Source organism: Vreelandella aquamarina, assembly GCF_044805175.1.
GTDB lineage: Bacteria > Pseudomonadota > Gammaproteobacteria > Pseudomonadales > Halomonadaceae > Vreelandella > Vreelandella aquamarina_B.
In genome coordinates this window covers 2,408,499-2,426,192 of record NZ_CP085232.1, presented here as the reverse complement: position 1 = coordinate 2,426,192, position 17,694 = coordinate 2,408,499, and the positions used below count along the sequence as shown (strand labels likewise).

Sequence of the window (17,694 nt, the reverse complement as noted above, 5' to 3'; positions counted from 1 at the left end):
ACACGTTTTATTACATTCTGTTTAAGGCTGTCTAGGCGTAAGTCGTATATGCTTTCGCCGATATTAGAAAAAAGCACCATGGGGTGGGGGAACACGATGCGGCGTTTAAAGGCATGGCCATTCATAGTCGGGCTGTTAGCGGCACCTCTAGCTCAGGCAGAGCTCACGGTAGGTATCGTCGCCCCGTCAAGTGGGGGGGCTGCTCCGTTAGGTATCGGTATGCAGCAGGGGATCCAAGCTTACTTTTCCAAGATAAATGCTGAAGGGGGAGTTAATGGCAATCCGTTGGCGTTAAAAGCTTACGATGATCAATATGTGCCGCTACAGGCTGCCAAGCACACCCGCGACTTAGTCAGCGATGAGAAGATACTGGCGGCCGTTGGTAATGTGGGAACGCCGACCGCGGCGGTCACCATCCCCATTTATAATCAGGCCGAGACGCTGCTATTTGGCGCGTTTACCGGTGCAGGGATTCTGCGCCGTTCGCCGCCTGACCGCTATGTGATCAACTACCGAGCAAGCTACGTGCAAGAGACCGCTGCCATGGTGGATGGGCTGCTTGCGGCGGGAATTCAGCCAAATGAAATCGCTTTTTTCACCCAGAACGATAGTTTTGGCGATGCGGGCTATAACGGTGCAATAAGCGCCCTACAAGCACGAGGGTTCTCTGATACGGCTAGCTTGGTGCATGGCCGATTTACCCGTGGAACTCGAAATATTCACCAGGGCTTAGCGACGATCCTCCAAGCACCAGTCACGCCACGTGCGGTCATCATTGTGGGTACGTTCGGCCCTGCCGCAGATTTTATCCGCGAAGCCCGGCAAGACCTGCCGGATACCCTTTTCCTTAATGTCTCGTTTGTGGGCAGTCAGGCGCTGCTAGAGGCCCTGGGTTCGCGCGCAGAAGGCGTTATTGTGACCCAAGTGGTACCGCCGTTGGATGCTGATCTTCCTGCGGTAGCAGAGTATCGCCAAGCGCTGACGGAATATGCCCCTGACGCCGTCCCTGACTTTATCTCCCTAGAGGGCTACCTTGCGGCCAAACTGTTTGTGGAGGGAGTTAAAGCCGCAGGTAGCAATCCCGACCGTGAAGCAATAGTAGATGGCTTATTAAGCCTTGGCAGCATAGATATAGGTGTTGGGGAGCCGCTTACTTTGGGCCCGAATGACCACCAAGCAAGTGATGCTGTGTGGCCTACGGTTATCCAAAACGGCCAGTTCGTGCCGGTGGATTGGGCCAACATAGCCCAGTAACTCCCTGTTTGCATTATCTCTGACACGGCGAACGACCCTAATGAAAAAGACCATAAGTATCCGTGCTATGTTGATTAGCCTATTTGTCGCTGCGGTGCTGGGCGCTATTGTGCTAGCGGGAACGGGCTGGATGACCAACCAGCGGTTAATTAATGTTCAGCAATTTATTACCGATGAAGTGCTGCCCCTGCAGGATGCTAGTCGTAGCATGGTGCTGACGATGGGCGCTTTTGGGCAGCGGCATGCTGATTTGCTGGCGGCTGAAGATCCACAAGCGTTGTCAGATGTTACGCCTCGCAGCGCCTTAGAAGATCGCTATGCCCAGGCGCGAGCAGGGCTTGCGCGTATTGAACAGACGGGAGCAGCAGACCAGCTGGCTGCGCTGGATAACGACTACCAAATGCTCTTATCAGGTGACGAGGCGCTAGAGCGAGTGCGCCACGATACGCTGAGCCTGAAGGCGCAAATGGCCGAGCAAATCATCCAAATGGAAGCCGCCATTACCAATGTGATGCGCAGTGCCGAAGATATTGCGGGCCGCACGGCACTTGCCGAAGTGCGTGAAGCGCGCATCCAGCGTGCGCTAGTGGAAGCCTGGCGGCAGGAGGGAACGACCACGCTGCCGACGCGGCTACTGGATCGCATCTTTGACGCACAGGTAGATGTCGGGCGGCTAAGTAGCAACGCACGCATGGCAGTAGCCGCCCTTTCCGATTTAGGGCGCCAGATGATGCAGGTGGATAGCGTGGATGCGCTGGTCAACCTGCATAGCAACCACATCGCTCAGCAAGTGTCGCTAGCGCGCCAATCGTTAGCGACTATCGCAGAGGCACCGGATACGACCTTTGTTCAGCGTGAAATGATTAAGCAGCTTGATGCGGTCATCGTTGAGCTGAATGGCCTGATGGTTGAGGATGCAGATTCTGTCTATGCACTGCGCCAGCAGCAGCTAGCGCTAGGTGCCCAAGTGCAAGCTGCTCTGGCCGATGTGGCCCAGGCCACCACGCAAATGCGTGGAGCACTGAATAATATCGAAGCTTACACGGTTGAGCAGGCGGCAAATGCTAGCGATGAAGCACAAGCTCTAGCGAATGCAGGGCGTACGCTGCTGATGTTGGTGACGTTAGGCGTTATCGTCGTACTCGCTATTTTCGGTTGGCGTACCCTGGTCCGAGTGCTAGGCCCGCTAGTGGCAATGCGGCGTCAAATGGAGAACATTAGCGGCGCTGCTGGCGAAAATGCGGACCTCTCCATGCGCTTAGCGCTAGAGCGCAACGACGAGGTTGGCCAGGCCGCACAAGCCTTTAACCGGATGATGGACACTTTTGAAGGCATGGTGGCGCAAATTCGTGAGAGCGCTGAATCGATTGCCACCAGCAGTCGCCAGATTGCCGCAGGGAATGAAAACCTATCTCAGCGGACCGACCAGCAGGCGGCTTCGCTGGCCGAAACAGCCTCTAGTCTGGAGCAGATTACCGCCACGGTAAAACAGACTGCCGATTATGCCGACCAAGCCAAAGGAGCGAGTGGTAGTGTCGATGAGCGTGCCCGCTCTGCGGGGGATGTTGCCAAGCGCACCACGGCGGCGATGAGCGATATTCGGCAGGCGAGTGAAAAGATCACCTCGATTATCAAAGCCATTGACGATATCGCTTTCCAGACGAACCTGTTAGCTCTGAACGCTTCGGTAGAAGCCGCCCGGGCAGGCGAGCAGGGGCGTGGTTTTGCGGTTGTGGCCCAGGAAGTACGTAAACTGGCAGGACGCAGCGCGGAGGAGGCCGCTCAAATTCGCCACTTGGTGGACGATAGCGTGCAGAAAGTGAGCGAAGGTGAGCAGTTAGTCACTGCCTCTAGCCATCATCTGCAAGATATTATAAACAGCCTCGCTGAAGTCACTCGTTACGTGACGGAGATTGCGGATGCCACAAAAGAGCAGTCAACGGGTATTGAGCAAATCAATCGGGCCATTTCGCAGCTTGATCAAGTGACGCACCAAAACGCCCGCTTGGTACAGGATGCAGCCAGTGCTAGCCATACCCTGGATGAACGTGCAAGTGATATGCAAACCTTGGTGAGCCGCTTCAACGTTAACCATCCTCCTGGGAAGCGCCATGCCACATTGCCTGCCAAAAATGATGTGGCACGCTTAACCTAACGCTGAAAGGCCGATGCTTTAAAAACGGCTCTTGCACAGGCGATAGCGAACACCCGGTGGTGTTCGCTATTCCCCTATCTGCCTGTAGGTCTACCCCTCAAGACATAATATTGCGCTGTGTAGTAAAGGCGTACTACCCGCCAGAGTGTGGCCCTTGCTAGTCTCAATAAACACGCCCGTGGCGTGTGCTCCACCTCAACACAATCACAAGGAGAACGGAGATGAGCGGCAAGCGTATTCTAATGATTACCGGCGACTTCACCGAAGATTACGAAACCATGGTGCCCTTTCAGGCGCTGATGGCGGTGGGGCACCAAGTAGATGCAGTTTGCCCCGGTAAAGCCTCGGGGGACACTGTTGCTACAGCCATTCATGATTTTGAAGGCGATCAAACCTACACTGAAAAGCCAGGGCACCGGTTTGCGCTAAATGCGGACTTTGCCAACGTTAATCCCGCTGATTATGACGCCTTGGTCGTGCCAGGTGGCCGTGCGCCAGAGTATCTGAGGCTGAATCAAGAAGTACTGGCGATGGTAAAGCACTTTTTTGATACCCAGAAACCGGTAGCGGCGATTTGTCATGGTGCTCAGCTGCTGGCCGCCGCTAAAGTGCTGGAGGGCAAACAGTGCTCGGCTTACCCCGCTTGCCAGCCGGAGGTTGAGTTGGCCGGTGGCCGGTTTGCTAATATCGAAGTGACGGAAGCCGTGACCGACGGCAACCTGGTGACCGCCCCCGCGTGGCCTGCCCACCCCGCCTGGCTAGCGCAGTTTATGGCGCTACTGAATAAGTAGTGTCGCGGTATAGCTCAGATGCGCGCCCAGTTTGCTGGGCGCGCAATACGCCAACCGCTATGCTGAACAGGAGCGATATCATGTTGGTGGGGGTAAGGAGATTTTAACTGATGCTTGATACTTGCCTATTGTTGATCAAAACTATCCACTATGGATAAAAAATATCGCATCAGTGAATTTGCAAAACGGGTGGGGCGCTCTCCTAGCACCATCCGGCGCTGGGAACGCGAAGGTCGACTTGTCTCAAAGCGGATGCCTTCCGGTCATCGCTATTTTGATGAAGCCGATGTCCGCCTTATTCTCCAGAGGAAGCCCGAGCGTCGATTAACGGTTGTCTATTGCCGCGTCAGCAGCGCAGGGCAGAAGGATGACCTGCAATCCCAAGTGGATGCCATGGAGCAGTTCTGCCTTTCCGCTGCCCTACCGGTGGACGAGTGGGTCAAGGAAGTCGGTGGCAGCATGAACTTCAAGCGCAGAAAGTTCCTGTCGCTGCTGGATCGAATACAGCAAGGCGAGATCGAGCGGGTCGTTGTGGCTCACCGAGACAGACTCGCTCGTTTCGGCTTCGATCTGCTCGACCACATCGCCGCCGAACATGGGTGCGAGATCATTGTGGCCAATCAGGAGACGCTGTCTCCTGAACAGGAAATGGTCGAGGATCTTCTGGCCATCGTTCATACCTTCAGTTGTCGATTGTACGGCATGAGAAAGTACAAGCAGCAGATGAAAGCAGACTATCCCGCGGCCAGGGAGCCGAGAGAGGAAGTGTTATGACCACCGTCACACGCATTCTTTATGCAACGAGTCCGGATCTTTCGCGTTTGCTGGCGATGTGCCGGACGATGGGGTTCATTCGGGCCGACCTTTGGCGCCGGTACGGTGCCCTTGGTACCGTTGGCAAGAGCGCCAGCGCCGTTCGCAAGGAAATAACCCAGGGTGGCTGGCATACAGACTTGCCACTGGATGGCACGGTTCGCGCCGAATCCACTAAGGATGTGATCAACGACATCCTGACCTACAAGGCGGCTGCCAAGCACAAGGTGCGCCGGGCCGTGGCCGCACGCACCACGGACGAAACCGAACGCAAACACCTCTACACGCTGCTGAAACAGGACAAATGGCTAGAAGATACCTATCTGCATCGCATGATGCGCAAACATTTCAGGCATGGCAAAAGCCAGTGTAGTAACCAGTTCGTCGTCCGTTCCGACAAGCACAGTGAGCGAATCATCGACGGCCAACTGGTTATTACATTGCATCTGTCCAAAAAGGTGGGCGGCAGCATCACGCTATACACCACGACGTCAGGCAAGAACGTCAGCCTGGAAAAGAAGAATCTGCGCGTCATCGTTCGGGAGGGAAAGGTCGAGATCCATTATGCCTACGAGAAACCGCCAGGGCGGCCTCATGGGGACAAGGTAATGGGTGTCGATAAGGGCTACACGGAGGCCTTCACTGACTCGCAAGGCCAGCATCATGGCGAGTCGTTCGGTCAAGTGCTCACTGCGTACAGCCATCAGGTATCCGCCACTGGCAAGGCGCGCAATCGCCTGCACGCCCTGGAAAAGAAGCATCGGGCGGCAGGACGGATCGCCAAGGCCGAACGCATCCGCGCCAATCATCTGGGTAAGAAGAAGCAAGTGGCTCGCCGCCAGCGCACCCAGCAGCACCTTCGCACCATCGCCTATCAGGCGGCTCATACCATCATGGACGAGGCGGCGCTTCTCGCTTCGGAAGACCTGACTCAGCCCATCGCGGGCAAGGTACAGTGGCGGGATTACAACCGCCGCATGAGCCACTGGGCCAAGGGGGTGCTGGCCCAGGCGCTCGACGAAGTATCGCAGCAGCGTGGCACCCGTCACGACATCGTGAACGCCGCCTATACGTCGCAAATGGACTCGATCACGGGACGCCTGGAAGGTGAGCGCCGTGGCGACAAGTTTTACCGTGCAAACGGGGACGTGATCCAGGCGGATGTCAATGCTGCGCGGAATGTCCTGGCAAGGCTTGATGACCCCGACATTACGCGGTACATGCCGCACGGCGAGGTCAAGCGACTATTGTTGGGACGTTTCTCCGGCGCAACTGAGCGTCAAGAGGCCCGAGTTGTTTGCCAGCACGGCATGTCAACCGGGTGCGGATAAATCCTTTTTGGCCAATGATGGCCAAGCTTTAAGGAGCAGATAACCGCTATGTGCAAACTGTTTATTGATGCGGACCCAGAGCTGTGGCGTAGCGCTACGCACTCGCTACGCATTGATGGCATGGTGACAAGCGTGCGAATGGAAAACTATTTCTGGCGGCTGCTGGAAGAGATCGCCCAGCGGGACGGTATGAACACGGCGCAAATGATTACTCGGCTCTACCACGAGTCGATTGATGCCGGGCATGATTTGGGTAACTTTACCTCGTTCTTGCGGGTATGCGCACTGCGCTACCAAGCCCTACAGCTCAGTGGCGATATTCCACCTAGTATGGATGTGCCGATTGGCGGGCTGGATGCGCAGCATATCCTCACACGTGAGAGCGCTACCCATAAAAAGCAAGTTCACTGAGTCTTTATTAGTGAAACCTAGCCTTTCTGTAAGAGATATAACATATCAATGAATCAACCCAGCACCGATACGTTAGCCACCCAAGTACGCACCTTGTTACACCAAGCGCCCACAGCTACCCTGCCCATGACCTATCAGCAGGTAGCCAGCGCCCTGGGGCTGACTCCTCCGCGTACCATTGCACGGGTTGCCCAGGCACTTGAGCAGCTGATGGAAGAAGATGTGGCTGCCGGGCGGCCCATGATCGCAGCGCTGGTGGTGAGTCGTCGAGGCGATGCTTTACCGGCCAGCGGCTTTTTTGAGAAAGCCGTCGCGCTTGGCCGTTTCCCTAGTGAAACTTCCGAGCATAAGGCTCGCTATGCCGATGAGCGTGATCAGGCGCTGTGTGCCCGTTAGCGGTTGTCGGCTCCCTTTAAGTGCTGGCGCAGCGCAGGTCTAACTTCTCCGGCTCTTGAGAAATTTATCGTTTCATCAAAAAACAATTGTTTTTATTTTTGTATAGCGCCTTTTAGGATAGTGGCACGGTGGCGGCGCAGCGCGCTAGCCACTTACCCATAAAAGCGACACACCAGGAGATATCCATGAGCCTTTCCCCTTTTCACTTGGCGATACCCGTATACGACGTTGCGCTGGCTCGAGCCTTTTATAACGATGTGTTCGGCCTGGAAGAGGGTCGCTCAAGCGACCACTGGGTAGACTTCAATTTCTTTGGCCACCAGCTGGTGATCCATGAGCATCCCAAAACGCCGGGCCAGGAGAGCGCCCACACCAATCCGGTGGATGGCCATAACGTCCCAGTGCCGCACTTTGGGGTGATTCTAGAGTGGGACGAGTGGGAAGCACTGGCCGAGCGCTTGAAAGCGCGCGGTACTGACTTTGTCATCGAGCCTTACATTCGCTTTAAAGGCGAAGTGGGCGAGCAGGCCACCATGTTCCTGCTCGACCCCTGCGGTAATGCCTTAGAGTTCAAGGCGTTTAAGGATAAGAGCCAGATTTTTGCCAAATAAGCCTTTCGCTATCAGGCGCGCAGCGTCTGCTCCTGGCGTCGATGCTGCCGCGGCGAATCGCCAAAATAGCGTTTATCGTAGCGGCTGCGCCATAAGCAAGCGCAGCCGCTACTCCGCAAAGCGGGTTTGCAGCCGCGAGAGCGCCAGGATAATGCGTGAGTAGTTGCCGTGACCTTTCACTAACGCCTATAGGGCAGGGCCTTGCTCGCCTTTCAGCATTTAAAACACCACATCGCGTCTTCGCACTTCCCCCATAGTGCTCCTGCGGGATGTATTAAAAAGGAGTTTCCATGAGCCAAGCAAAATCCTACGCCGCGTTTTCCGCTGATAAGCCCCTTGCGCCGTTTACCTTTGAGCGCCGCGAGCCGCGCCCCGATGATGTTGCCATTGAAATTCTTTACTGCGGCGTGTGCCACAGCGACCTGCACTTTGCCCGTAATGACTGGGGCATGAGCCAGTACCCGGTGGTACCGGGCCACGAAATTGTCGGCCGTGTGACGGCGGTGGGCAGCGATGTCACGCGTTTTAAAGCCGGTGACTTGGTGGGGGTTGGCTGTATGGTGGACTCTTGCCGCACCTGTTCTGCCTGCAAAGATGGCGTTGAGCAGTACTGCCTGGAAGGGTTCACCATGACCTACGGCAGCCCCGATCGCCAGGACGGCACTTTGACCCAGGGCGGCTACTCCGACTCCATCGTTGTGAGCGAGCACTTTGTCTTGCAAATGCCTGACGGTATTGATCTTGCCTCCGCTGCGCCGATCCTGTGTGCCGGCATTACCACTTACTCGCCGCTGAAGCACCACGGCGTGGGTAAAGGCCATAAAGTGGGCATTATTGGTATGGGCGGCCTGGGTCACATGGGCGTCAAACTGGCCAAAGCCCTGGGTGCCGAAGTGACCGTGTTCACCCGCTCTAATGCCAAAGTCGAAGAAGCCAAGCGTAACGGGGCCGACCATGTGGTGGTCTCAAGCGACCAGGCGCAAATGGACGCTGTTGCCGATACCTTCGATTTTATGCTGGATACCGTTCCGGTCCAGCACGACCTGAACCCCTATCTGAAGTCGCTGAAGTACGATGGCACGCATATCCTAGTCGGTCTCTTAGAGCCTATCGAGCCTGCCATCGAAGCCTTTAACCTAGTATTCAAGCGCCGCGTTGTAGCAGGTTCACTGATCGGCGGTATTGCCGAAACCGAAGAGCTGCTCAAGCTGTGCGCCGAGCAGAACATTACCTGCGATATTGAGATGCTCGATATTAATAAGATCAACGAAGGCTTTGAGCGTATGGAGAAAGGCGATGTGCGCTACCGCTTCGTGATCGATATGGCGACGCTGAAAAATGGCGCTGCTTAAGGCTTGCAGTGGTAATCATCTTTCGAAGTGTGGTTGTTGCTAAACGCAGGCTTTAGCTTAGCGCTTCATGGCTGCGGCTGGTGATCAGCCGCAGCCTCTTCAAACGTGGGCAACCACGCGCAACCGAACGTAATCCGCCGTCCAGTTACCATGCCCATCGCTTAGGCTGTGTGCTAACAGGTTAATCGTGTTATCGAAAATAGCCTCTTTTAGATCATCCTCCAGTCCGTGGAAGAAGGGGCTGGCGTAGGTGTCTAACCAGTTTCCCATCCCATTGGGAAGTGGCGTGGGACGAGGGATTAGTTCGATGCTGTCGATGTGAAAACCGACGGTTTGCAGCAGGTTGGTATACTCCTGTGTGGTAGGGAAATACCAAGGATGACGCCCTTTTGAACTAATGCCCCGAAACTGCAGCGAAGCAATTAGCGCGGTGCAAATAGCGGCGACGTTACCATGGCCGCCAAACTCGGCAACAAAGCGCCCGCCTGGTTTCAAGGCTCGTTTCACCCCTGATAACACCGCTTGTGGGTCAAGCATCCAGTGCAGCGCATCATTGCTGAATACTGCGTCAAACTCATGGTCGAACGGTAGCTGGTGGCCATCAATGACCCGGGCTGTGACTCCCCGTTGCTGTGCGGCTTCCACCATGTCGGGGGAGGCATCAACACCCAGTACATCAGCACCTAACTGCATGATGCGCGCGGTTAAAGCGCCGTCGCCACAGCCAAGATCCAGAATGCGTTGCTCAGGCTGGGGAGAGAGCAGTTTTACAACGTCGTTGCCCAGTTTAGGTGAAAAGGCGGTGTGTTCCGCAGAACGGCTAGCATTCCCTGCCTGTCCTGACGGTGTATGAAAGGCGTTTGACATATCGGCTTCCTAGCATCGTTTATTAATCCTGAAAGGATATCCATAGTATAGCGAGCGTTCATTTTGATGCGCGCAGCATCACGCAAAAATCCTCATCTACCGTACGTTATTAACTAAGCGATAACCACATTGCACACCTACCCAACCATAGGCAATACGGTTACGCTGATGAATGACCAGGGAGGGAACCTATGCATCAGCAGCATCAAGCGGACGATAATTTTGAAGGTGGTGAAGAGCATGGAGAGGACAGCTCGCGAAGTGAGTCGTCTTCTTCCGAGGACTCCTCCCCCAAAGAAGAGCGTGAAGCTAAGCTGCCCTCCAGGGCGGCGGTGGTGCATCAACACTTGCGGTTAGAGGGGCAAAAAGAACTCTCCCGAGACTCTATGGCGCTGCTTTGGTCGGCTATTGCGGCCGGTATCTCCATGAGCTTCTCCATGGTAGCGCGTGGCGTTCTGCATGCCCACTTGCCGGAAACGGATACTGGTTTTTTGGTGGAGTGTATTGGCTACACGGTTGGTTTTATTGTTGTTATTTTAGCTCGACAGCAACTGTTTACCGAGAATACGGTTACCGCCGTACTGCCTGTAATGAGCCACCCGACGCTGCCTAATGTTGGCGCCTTGGGCCGGCTGTGGGGCGTGGTGCTGATCGGTAACTTACTAGGGGCAGCGCTCTCATCGTTTACCTTTCTGCATTTGCCAATGTTCGATGAGGCTACCCACCAGGCCTTTATTGCCCTGGGTGAGCACATGATGGCAAATACGCCGATGGAGATGTTCTCTAAGGGGATATTGGCGGGCTGGATGATTGCCACGCTGGTGTGGCTGATTCCCGCCGCTGATCAAGCAAAAGTCTGGATAATTATTATCATCACCTACGTGATGGCGATTGGTGGGTTTACCCACATTATCGTCGGAACGAGCGAAGCACTTTATTTAGTCTTTGATGGCCAACTCTCTTGGTACGACGCAGTGGTAGGCTTTGCGCTTCCTACGCTGGCCGGTAACGTGATTGGCGGTACGTTCATTTTTGCGCTGATTAGCCATGCCCAGATTCGTGGCGACGTAGAAGCGCAGCGGGAGTGTAAACAAGGCTTATTTCAGCGCCGTAAGCGCTAACCGAGTAACCGTTAATCGACTTTATTGAAGAGGCACCTGTTATGAATGATGTTATTAAATTACTGCAGTCCCACCGTTCGATTCGTAAATTTACCGATCAAGAAGTGCCTAAAGGCTTGCTGGTTGAGTTGATTAAAGCAGGCCAGGCCGCGGCGACGTCCAGCCACGTGCAGGCGTACACCGTGATTCATGTCAAAGATCCGGCCAACCGTGAAGCGATTGCCGAGCTGGCAGGTGGGCAGGGCTATGTCGCTAGTAGCGGGGCGTTTCTGGTCTTCTGCGCGGATATGAAGCGCCCAACCGAGGCTTCCGCCCGCACGGGCGCAAACGTTGAGCGCGGCATGACCGAGCAGCTGCTGGTCGCCACCGTGGATACCGCGCTTATGGCACAAAATGTGGCGGTGGCTGCCGAGTCGGAAGGCCTAGGAATCTGCTATATCGGCGGTATTCGCAACAACCCAGAAGCGGTAAGCGAGCTGCTGCGGCTTCCTGCCCATGTTTATCCAGTATTTGGTATGTGCCTTGGTTACCCCGCCCATCATCCAGAAGTGAAGCCGCGCCTGCCCGTTGAAGCGATTCTGAAAGAGGACTACTACACTGATGATAGCGAGTATGTGGCTGCCTTTGACGACACCATGCAGGCGTACTATCACTCTCGTAGTAGCGGCAATAAAAATAGTGATTGGTCGCACAACCTAACCCCTCTGTTTGATAGCAAGCTGCGCCCCCATATGCGTGATTTCTTGGTGAAACGCGGCTTTACCATGAAATAAGGAGTCCTCTATGTCCCTTCAGCGTGCCTATATTCTACTGGCGGTGCTATACAGCCTGCTTCCCGTGATAGGTATCGTGGCCGTGTTTTCCGGTGGAGGAACACCATTTGCCTTGGCGCACCTGTTTTTTGGTGTGCTAGGCGTGGTCGGACTGTGGGGATATATTCTCAAGCGTGGTGTCATGGGCCAGCGCATGTGGCGGCCGTTGGCAGGAGTGTTTGTGGTGGGGAGTGTGGCTCAGCTAGTGATTATGCTGACCATGCCCGTTTCCGGTGTTTTGCTGACCTGGATGCTTACCAGCAGTATTTTTGCCATGCTACTGGCGGTGCTACTTTACCACTATGGCAACCGTGACCAGCCGCTGTGGGCGACGGACGAGGAACGCGCTACCGCGCAAAGGCTAGCAGCCATGCTCGAGACAAAAGCGACGGTGACTGCCGTGCATCGTGAGCCCGGCCATGAAAATAGCGTCAATGTGGCCAAGGTTGGCAGTGTCTATCACGCTCGGATAACGCGCCGCACAGAGCGTAGTCAGGAAACCTTTGAGCGGCGCTTCCGCCATCCTGAAACCCTGGTATTTTTTGTAGAGAAGTTTGCTAGCGTAACACCGCAGGAGTTCACCTCCTCCGGTGCGACCTCCTAAAGGCGTCAATGCGGGTGATTACTTTACTAACTCAAGCAGGCGGTCGGGGTAGTCGGTAAACAGGCCGTTCGCCCCCAGCGCCCTTAAGCGCTGCATCTCATCTGGTTCATTGATGGTGTAAACGTGTACTGGCAGACCGTTAGCTTGGGCTTGGCGGATAAAGGCCTCATCAATTACTTCGTTGCCCTGATAGGTCGCGTTGGTGCCAATTCCTACCGCATACTCGGCAATAGCCTGGAAGTCAGCATCGCTAATCTCACCTGGCCCTGGTGTGGTGTTATTCCACTCCACCAACCGTTCGCTATTTTGCTCGCTAGGGGAGTACCACAGCAGTTGAATTAGCGGCAGATTAGGGTTGAGTGCCTGCAGTTTGAGCAGGCTTTGCTGGTCAAACGATTGCACCAATACTCGGCCTTCATCAATCATATCGTAGGCTTCAAGACGCTCCACCAACGCCTCTTCCAGGCCAGGGTTAAGGTCAGGGGATTTTGTCTCGATGTAATAACGCGTCGTTTGACCAAAGTGGTCGAACAGCTCGTTAAGCGTCAGGATCTGCGTGCCGGAAAAATCCGTATCTGCATACTCGGGATTCGCTTCGTGAAACCACGAGCCGGTATCCAACGCTTTCAACTCAGCCAGGGTGTAATCATGGATATGGCCTTCGCCATCGCTGGTGCGTTCAAGGGTGCCATCGTGGAAGATCACCACCTCGCCATCAGCGCTTAGCTGGGCATCCAGTTCCAGATAATCCACGCCCCACTCATGGGCCAGCTCGTAGGCTGCTAATGTGCTTTCCGGCGCATGCCCGCTTGCCCCGCGATGGGCAATCACTTGGAAATTTTCTAAGTCGTTAAGCTGTTGGGTAAGCGGTGTCTCGCTCGCCGCTACGGCAGCGGTAGAGGTGCTTGTCAGCAGGGCTAGCGTGGTTATCAATGAATAGCGTGGCATCACAACTCCTTGTTTACCCAAATCAGAATAAGACCATACCTGCCCAAAATGACAAACGCACGCTCGCTGTACCATTTGGGGTTATACCGTGAGTGGAATAAAGTGCCTATTCTCACGGAGCAGGAGCCTGCTCATGCATACGCACCACGTTGCGCATAGGCAGGGCTGGGCTTCCTTTGATAGCTAGTGCCTGGGGGCAAGACATCACCTAATATCAACTAAGTTGAACCCAGGTCCTCAAGAGGCTGCTCTATGACCCACAAAGAACACCATCGCTCCCACCGTGCAGGCTGGCTACGGGCTGCCGTGATGGGCGCAAACGATGGCATTGTTTCCACTAGCAGCCTAATTCTCGGGGTGGCGGCAGCTTCTACTATTCAAAGCGATATTGTATTAGCGGGGCTGGCGGGTTTGGTCGCGGGGGCCATGTCAATGGCGGCGGGGGAGTACGTATCGGTCAGTTCGCAATCAGACACCGAGCGCGCCGATTTAGCCATTGAGCGCCATGCCCTTGCCGATCATTTCGAAGCAGAGCAGGAAGAGCTGGCGGCGATTTATGTAGAGCGGGGGCTAACACCTGAACTCGCTAGCCAAGTGGCCGAGCAGCTAATGCAAAAAGACGCGCTGGGTGCCCATGCTCGGGATGAAATTGGCATCACCGATACCACTCAACCTAGGCCTCTGCAGGCGGCGCTCTATTCAGCCGCTACATTTACCTCTGGGGCATTAATTCCCCTTTTGATAGCCTGGTGGGTACCGCTGGTGCTGCTGATTCCGTTGGTCGCCGTGGCATCGCTCGCCTTGTTGGCTTTGTTAGGGGCGCTAGCAGCCAAAGTTGGTGGGGCACCGGTGCGCCAAGCCGCCTTTCGCGTGCTGTTTTGGGGGGCGCTGGCGATGGCGCTTACTTCCTTTATCGGGCGGCTGTTTGGCGTTGTGGCATAACTTCCATCGCTATGAGCATCCAAAAGGAGACATAAGGTGCTGGCACATATAAAGGCTTCTATGCTGCCTATGTTCACGACCTCGACGGCAACAAACGGGCATTTCTAGTGTAATCCGCATAGGGTAGGGCGCTAACCACCTAGCTCCTTCCGTAACCAGCCAGCCAGTGATTCGCTGCGAAGGGCATTAGTATGCGGGGGTAGCCATAGGCAAAGCCTTGCTGGGGTTTCAATACTCCCCCAAGGGGCGATGAGCCGCCCGCTTGTCAGGTCATCGGCCACCAAGAGCGTTGGTGCAATAGCGATACCCAACCCTGCCACCGCTGCTTCCACCAAGTAGTACAGGTGGCCAAACCCCTGGCCTTTGCTGAGCGCCTCTTCAAGTTGCGCCTGCCCAAGCCCGTGGGCGTTGGCCCACTGCGGCCACGCCTGGGGCCGCGACGTAGTGTAGAGCAGTTTATTCGCCAGTAGCGTTTCGGGGCTGAGTGGGTCGATATGGGCGGCCAGCTGCGAACTAACCACCGCGCAAATCTTCTCGGGCATCAGCGCTATCATCTCGCCATCAGCAGGCCAGGGCGGCTCGAAAAAGGCCAGGGTTGCGTTGGCATCGGGTTGGCCGGGTTGCTCGGTATCGCTCACTACCACCTGAAGCTTTAGCTCGGGCAGCGCTTGGTTTAGGCGTTCTAAGCGGGGTATCAGCCAGCGTGCTAGCAAGCTGCCGGGGCAGGCCAGGGTAAAGGGCGCGTCTTTCACCTCATGCTTGAGCAGGGTGCAACTATCTCTAAGCTTGGCAAACGCCTCCCCTACGCCGCTTTGCAGCTGCTCGCCATGGTGGGTAAGCACCAGCCCGCGTCCGGCTTTGGTAAACAGCGCGACGCCAAAATGCTCATCCAGGGTCTTTAACTGGCGGCTTACCGCACCGTGGGTCACGCTTAGCTCGTTGGCGGCGGCAGTCACGCTGCCTAGCCGGGCGGTGGCTTCAAAGGCGCGCAGGGCGCTTAACGGCGGCAGGCTGTGTTGCATGGGGGCCTCTTCAAATAGTTGCGTAAAACTCACAGGTGCTTGCCATCTTATCGATTTTTCTTCCCGCCTGCCTGCGCTAACGTCATCACTATTCTAAATCGCACCCAACCCATAGAGGTCGTGATGAACAAACCGTTAAGTTTTTTGCCCGATGCCAACGGGCTATTCGGCAGTTTCGGTGGCCGCTTTGTCGCTGAAACTCTGATGCCGCTGATTCTTGAGTTGCAGGATGAGTACGATGCGGCCAAAAACGATCCGGAATTCCAGCGTCAGCTTGCCTATTTCCAGGGCGACTACGTCGGCCGTCCTAGCCCGCTCTACTTTGCCGAGCGTCTCACGGAGCACTTTGGCGGTGCGAGTATTTACCTCAAGCGTGAAGAGCTGAACCACACCGGCGCGCATAAAATTAACAATTGCATTGGTCAGGTGCTGCTCGCCAAGCAGATGGGCAAAAAGCGAATCATCGCCGAAACCGGTGCAGGCATGCACGGCGTGGCTACTGCCACCGTGGCTGCTCGCTTTGGGCTGCCCTGCGTGATCTATATGGGTGCCACCGACATCGAGCGTCAGCAGCCTAACGTGTTCCGCATGAAGCTGCTGGGTGCCGAGATCGTGCCGGTCACCTCTGGCACCGGCACGCTAAAAGACGCTATGAACGAAGCGCTGCGGGATTGGGTCACGAACGTCGACGACACCTTCTACATCATCGGCACTGTGGCAGGCCCGCATCCGTATCCGGCCATGGTGCGCGATTTCCAAGCGGTGATTGGTCATGAAACCCGCACCCAAATGCTCGAAAAACAGGGCCGTCTGCCGGATTCGCTGATTGCCTGCGTGGGAGGCGGCTCCAACGCCATGGGCCTGTTCTACCCGTTCATTAATGATGACAGCGTTCACATGGTAGGCGTAGAGGCGGGTGGTAAAGGTGTCAACAGCGGTCTTCACGCCGCGAGCCTCAACGGCGGCACCCCCGGCGTACTCCACGGCAACCGCACCTACCTGCTGCAAAACGAAGATGGCCAGATTATCGACGCTCACTCGATTTCCGCCGGGCTCGACTACCCCGGCATCGGCCCCGAACACGCCTGGCTGCACGAGCAAAGGCGGGTTGAGTATGTCTCTGCCACCGATGATGAAGCGCTGGAAGCGTTTCAAATCTGCTGCCGCCAAGAGGGTATCATTCCTGCCCTGGAAACCGCCCACGCCCTGGCTGAAGTGGCTAAGCGCGCGCCTAAACTTCCCCGCGAGCATCTAATGGTGGTCAACCTCAGTGGCCGTGGCGATAAAGACATGATGAGCGTGGCCCACCACCTGGGCGATAAATTCGGAGTGAAAAACGTATGAGCGCGCTACAGGAGAGCAATGTAGTGGAGGAGAACAGGCTAGTGGAGGAGAGCAGCATGAACACGACGTCGCGTCTTGAAGGGTGCTTTACCGCGCTCAAACAGCAAAACCGCCCGGCGCTGGTCAGCTACCTCACCGCAGGCGACCCAAACGCCGAGACCTCCCGCCGCCTGCTACACGGTCTGCCGGAAGCGGGTGTGGATATCATCGAACTCGGCATGCCGTTCAGCGACCCCATGGCCGATGGCCCCGCCATCCAAAAAGCCGCCCTGCGCGCGCTGGAAAACGGCCAGACCCAAGCCAAAACGTTGGAAATGGTGCGCCAGTTCCGTGAGCAGAACAGCACTACCCCCATTGTGCTGATGGGTTACTACAATCCGATTTATTGCTACGGCGTCGAGCGTTTTTTGGCCGATGCTGCCAAGGCCGGCGTCGATGGGCTGATCGTAGTGGATCTACCGCCCGAACACGACGAAGAGCTGTGCCAGCCCGCCGCTCAGCACGGCATCGATTTTATTCGCCTCGCCACGCCCACCACCGATGCTAAGCGGTTGCCCAAAGTGCTGGCCAACGCCTCCGGGTTTATCTACTACGTTTCCGTGGCGGGGGTAACGGGTGGCAGCGCCCCCACGCCAGAACGGTTGGAAAGCGCCGTTAATCAGCTGCGCGACCACACGCCGCTGCCCATCGCCGTAGGCTTTGGTATCCGCACCGCCGAACAGGCCGCCACTATTGGCCGCTTCAGCGACGCCGTGGTCGTGGGCTCTGCACTGGTGGACTGCATCGAACACGCCAGCAGCGGCGATGACGCCGTGACGCGGGTGCATGGGCTGGTGAAAGAACTGGCGGAGAGTGTGAGAGGGTGTAGACATTAGGCATCGCATCGATGTGCGGTGAATGTAAACAGCGAACGCTTGGAG

The 17,694-nt window shown here is 56.0% G+C and carries 18 protein-coding genes; 15 read left to right on the top strand and 3 right to left on the bottom strand.

Annotation, left to right across the window (positions count from 1 at the left end; all coding sequences use genetic code 11):
• Positions 1–48 precede the first annotated feature (48 nt).
• The 9 genes from LG300_RS11370 to LG300_RS11330 all read left to right on the top strand — a co-directional run bounded on the left by LG300_RS11370 (position 49) and on the right by LG300_RS11330 (position 9,114).
• Positions 49–1,254, top strand: coding sequence for an ABC transporter substrate-binding protein (locus tag LG300_RS11370; RefSeq protein ID WP_404375425.1), 1,206 nt, complete (start codon positions 49–51; stop codon positions 1,252–1,254).
• Positions 1,255–1,294: 40 nt separating this feature from the next.
• Entirely contained in the window at positions 1,295–3,409 is a 2,115-nt protein-coding gene (locus tag LG300_RS11365; protein WP_404375424.1) for a methyl-accepting chemotaxis protein, read from the top strand.
• A 221-nt stretch (positions 3,410–3,630) separates the two neighbouring features.
• Complete coding sequence (locus tag LG300_RS11360; RefSeq protein ID WP_404375423.1) at positions 3,631–4,200, top strand: DJ-1/PfpI family protein; 570 nt, start codon at positions 3,631–3,633, stop codon at positions 4,198–4,200.
• A gap of 150 nt (positions 4,201–4,350) precedes the next feature.
• Positions 4,351–4,974: an IS607 family transposase gene (locus LG300_RS11355; RefSeq protein WP_404375422.1), complete on the top strand. Its 624-nt coding sequence runs from the start codon at positions 4,351–4,353 to the stop codon at positions 4,972–4,974.
• On the top strand, positions 4,971–6,344 hold the full coding sequence (locus tag LG300_RS11350) for a hypothetical protein (protein ID WP_404375421.1): 1,374 nt from the start codon (positions 4,971–4,973) through the stop codon (positions 6,342–6,344). The genes LG300_RS11355 and LG300_RS11350 overlap by 4 nt, the downstream gene beginning before the upstream one ends.
• 48 nt (positions 6,345–6,392) lie before the next feature.
• Positions 6,393–6,755, top strand: coding sequence for a ribbon-helix-helix domain-containing protein (locus LG300_RS11345; protein WP_404375420.1), 363 nt, complete (start codon positions 6,393–6,395; stop codon positions 6,753–6,755).
• 48 nt (positions 6,756–6,803) lie between these two features.
• Positions 6,804–7,151, top strand: coding sequence for a hypothetical protein (locus tag LG300_RS11340; protein ID WP_404375419.1), 348 nt, complete (start codon positions 6,804–6,806; stop codon positions 7,149–7,151).
• A gap of 185 nt (positions 7,152–7,336) precedes the next feature.
• Positions 7,337–7,762, top strand: a complete 426-nt coding sequence (locus LG300_RS11335; protein ID WP_404375418.1) for a VOC family protein — start codon at positions 7,337–7,339, stop codon at positions 7,760–7,762.
• Positions 7,763–8,052: 290 nt separating this feature from the next.
• A complete protein-coding gene (locus LG300_RS11330) occupies positions 8,053–9,114 on the top strand; it encodes an NAD(P)-dependent alcohol dehydrogenase (protein ID WP_404375417.1) in 1,062 nt (353 codons plus the stop codon).
• Positions 9,115–9,213: 99 nt separating this feature from the next.
• Here the strand turns inward: LG300_RS11330 and LG300_RS11325 are convergent, their stop codons facing one another.
• The gene (locus LG300_RS11325; protein WP_404375416.1) at positions 9,214–9,981 is read right to left on the bottom strand and encodes a class I SAM-dependent methyltransferase; all 768 of its coding nucleotides are present in this window, start codon (positions 9,979–9,981) and stop codon (positions 9,214–9,216) included.
• Positions 9,982–10,172: 191 nt separating this feature from the next.
• On the opposite strand from LG300_RS11325, the gene LG300_RS11320 reads away from it, so the two are divergent.
• From LG300_RS11320 to LG300_RS11310, 3 genes are read left to right on the top strand one after another with little or no spacing between them, the layout of a single operon-like run.
• Complete coding sequence (locus LG300_RS11320; RefSeq protein WP_404375415.1) at positions 10,173–11,102, top strand: formate/nitrite transporter family protein; 930 nt, start codon at positions 10,173–10,175, stop codon at positions 11,100–11,102.
• Positions 11,103–11,143: 41 nt separating this feature from the next.
• Positions 11,144–11,875, top strand: a complete 732-nt coding sequence (gene nfsA, locus LG300_RS11315) for an oxygen-insensitive NADPH nitroreductase (RefSeq protein ID WP_404375414.1) — start codon at positions 11,144–11,146, stop codon at positions 11,873–11,875.
• Positions 11,876–11,885: 10 nt separating this feature from the next.
• Positions 11,886–12,518, top strand: a complete 633-nt coding sequence (locus LG300_RS11310; RefSeq protein ID WP_404375413.1) for a hypothetical protein — start codon at positions 11,886–11,888, stop codon at positions 12,516–12,518.
• Positions 12,519–12,536: 18 nt separating this feature from the next.
• Here LG300_RS11310 and LG300_RS11305 read toward each other — a convergent pair whose 3' ends face one another.
• Positions 12,537–13,466 carry a glycerophosphodiester phosphodiesterase family protein gene (locus LG300_RS11305; protein ID WP_404375412.1) on the bottom strand — a complete coding sequence of 310 codons (930 nt, stop codon included), beginning with the start codon at positions 13,464–13,466 and terminating at the stop codon, positions 12,537–12,539.
• A gap of 252 nt (positions 13,467–13,718) precedes the next feature.
• On the opposite strand from LG300_RS11305, the gene LG300_RS11300 reads away from it, so the two are divergent.
• Entirely contained in the window at positions 13,719–14,408 is a 690-nt protein-coding gene (locus LG300_RS11300) for a VIT family protein (protein WP_404375411.1), read from the top strand.
• 131 nt (positions 14,409–14,539) lie between these two features.
• On the opposite strand, the gene LG300_RS11295 is transcribed toward LG300_RS11300, so the two are convergent.
• Positions 14,540–15,430 carry a LysR family transcriptional regulator gene (locus LG300_RS11295; protein ID WP_404375410.1) on the bottom strand — a complete coding sequence of 297 codons (891 nt, stop codon included), beginning with the start codon at positions 15,428–15,430 and terminating at the stop codon, positions 14,540–14,542.
• 123 nt (positions 15,431–15,553) lie between these two features.
• Between LG300_RS11295 and trpB the strand changes: the two genes are divergently transcribed.
• Together trpB and trpA are read left to right on the top strand one after the other, a co-directional pair.
• Entirely contained in the window at positions 15,554–16,774 is a 1,221-nt protein-coding gene (gene trpB / locus LG300_RS11290; protein WP_404375409.1) for a tryptophan synthase subunit beta, read from the top strand.
• 56 nt (positions 16,775–16,830) lie between these two features.
• Entirely contained in the window at positions 16,831–17,649 is an 819-nt protein-coding gene (gene trpA, locus LG300_RS11285; RefSeq protein WP_404378030.1) for a tryptophan synthase subunit alpha, read from the top strand.
• Positions 17,650–17,694 lie beyond the last annotated feature (45 nt).

What these genes read in the sequence shown, in the direction of transcription:
- LG300_RS11370 (WP_404375425.1), top strand. Translation starts at nt 49, where the DNA reads ATGCTTTCGCCGATATTAGAAAAAAGCACCATGGGGTGGGGGAACACG.
- LG300_RS11365 (WP_404375424.1), top strand. Translation starts at nt 1,295, where the DNA reads ATGAAAAAGACCATAAGTATCCGTGCTATGTTGATTAGCCTATTTGTC.
- LG300_RS11360 (WP_404375423.1), top strand. Translation starts at nt 3,631, where the DNA reads ATGAGCGGCAAGCGTATTCTAATGATTACCGGCGACTTCACCGAAGAT.
- LG300_RS11355 (WP_404375422.1), top strand. Translation starts at nt 4,351, where the DNA reads ATGGATAAAAAATATCGCATCAGTGAATTTGCAAAACGGGTGGGGCGC.
- LG300_RS11350 (WP_404375421.1), top strand. Translation starts at nt 4,971, where the DNA reads ATGACCACCGTCACACGCATTCTTTATGCAACGAGTCCGGATCTTTCG.
- LG300_RS11345 (WP_404375420.1), top strand. Translation starts at nt 6,393, where the DNA reads ATGTGCAAACTGTTTATTGATGCGGACCCAGAGCTGTGGCGTAGCGCT.
- LG300_RS11340 (WP_404375419.1), top strand. Translation starts at nt 6,804, where the DNA reads ATGAATCAACCCAGCACCGATACGTTAGCCACCCAAGTACGCACCTTG.
- LG300_RS11335 (WP_404375418.1), top strand. Translation starts at nt 7,337, where the DNA reads ATGAGCCTTTCCCCTTTTCACTTGGCGATACCCGTATACGACGTTGCG.
- LG300_RS11330 (WP_404375417.1), top strand. Translation starts at nt 8,053, where the DNA reads ATGAGCCAAGCAAAATCCTACGCCGCGTTTTCCGCTGATAAGCCCCTT.
- LG300_RS11325 (WP_404375416.1), bottom strand. Translation starts at nt 9,981, where the DNA reads ATGTCAAACGCCTTTCATACACCGTCAGGACAGGCAGGGAATGCTAGC.
- LG300_RS11320 (WP_404375415.1), top strand. Translation starts at nt 10,173, where the DNA reads ATGCATCAGCAGCATCAAGCGGACGATAATTTTGAAGGTGGTGAAGAG.
- nfsA (WP_404375414.1), top strand. Translation starts at nt 11,144, where the DNA reads ATGAATGATGTTATTAAATTACTGCAGTCCCACCGTTCGATTCGTAAA.
- LG300_RS11310 (WP_404375413.1), top strand. Translation starts at nt 11,886, where the DNA reads ATGTCCCTTCAGCGTGCCTATATTCTACTGGCGGTGCTATACAGCCTG.
- LG300_RS11305 (WP_404375412.1), bottom strand. Translation starts at nt 13,466, where the DNA reads ATGCCACGCTATTCATTGATAACCACGCTAGCCCTGCTGACAAGCACC.
- LG300_RS11300 (WP_404375411.1), top strand. Translation starts at nt 13,719, where the DNA reads ATGACCCACAAAGAACACCATCGCTCCCACCGTGCAGGCTGGCTACGG.
- LG300_RS11295 (WP_404375410.1), bottom strand. Translation starts at nt 15,430, where the DNA reads ATGCAACACAGCCTGCCGCCGTTAAGCGCCCTGCGCGCCTTTGAAGCC.
- trpB (WP_404375409.1), top strand. Translation starts at nt 15,554, where the DNA reads ATGAACAAACCGTTAAGTTTTTTGCCCGATGCCAACGGGCTATTCGGC.
- trpA (WP_404378030.1), top strand. Translation starts at nt 16,831, where the DNA reads ATGAACACGACGTCGCGTCTTGAAGGGTGCTTTACCGCGCTCAAACAG.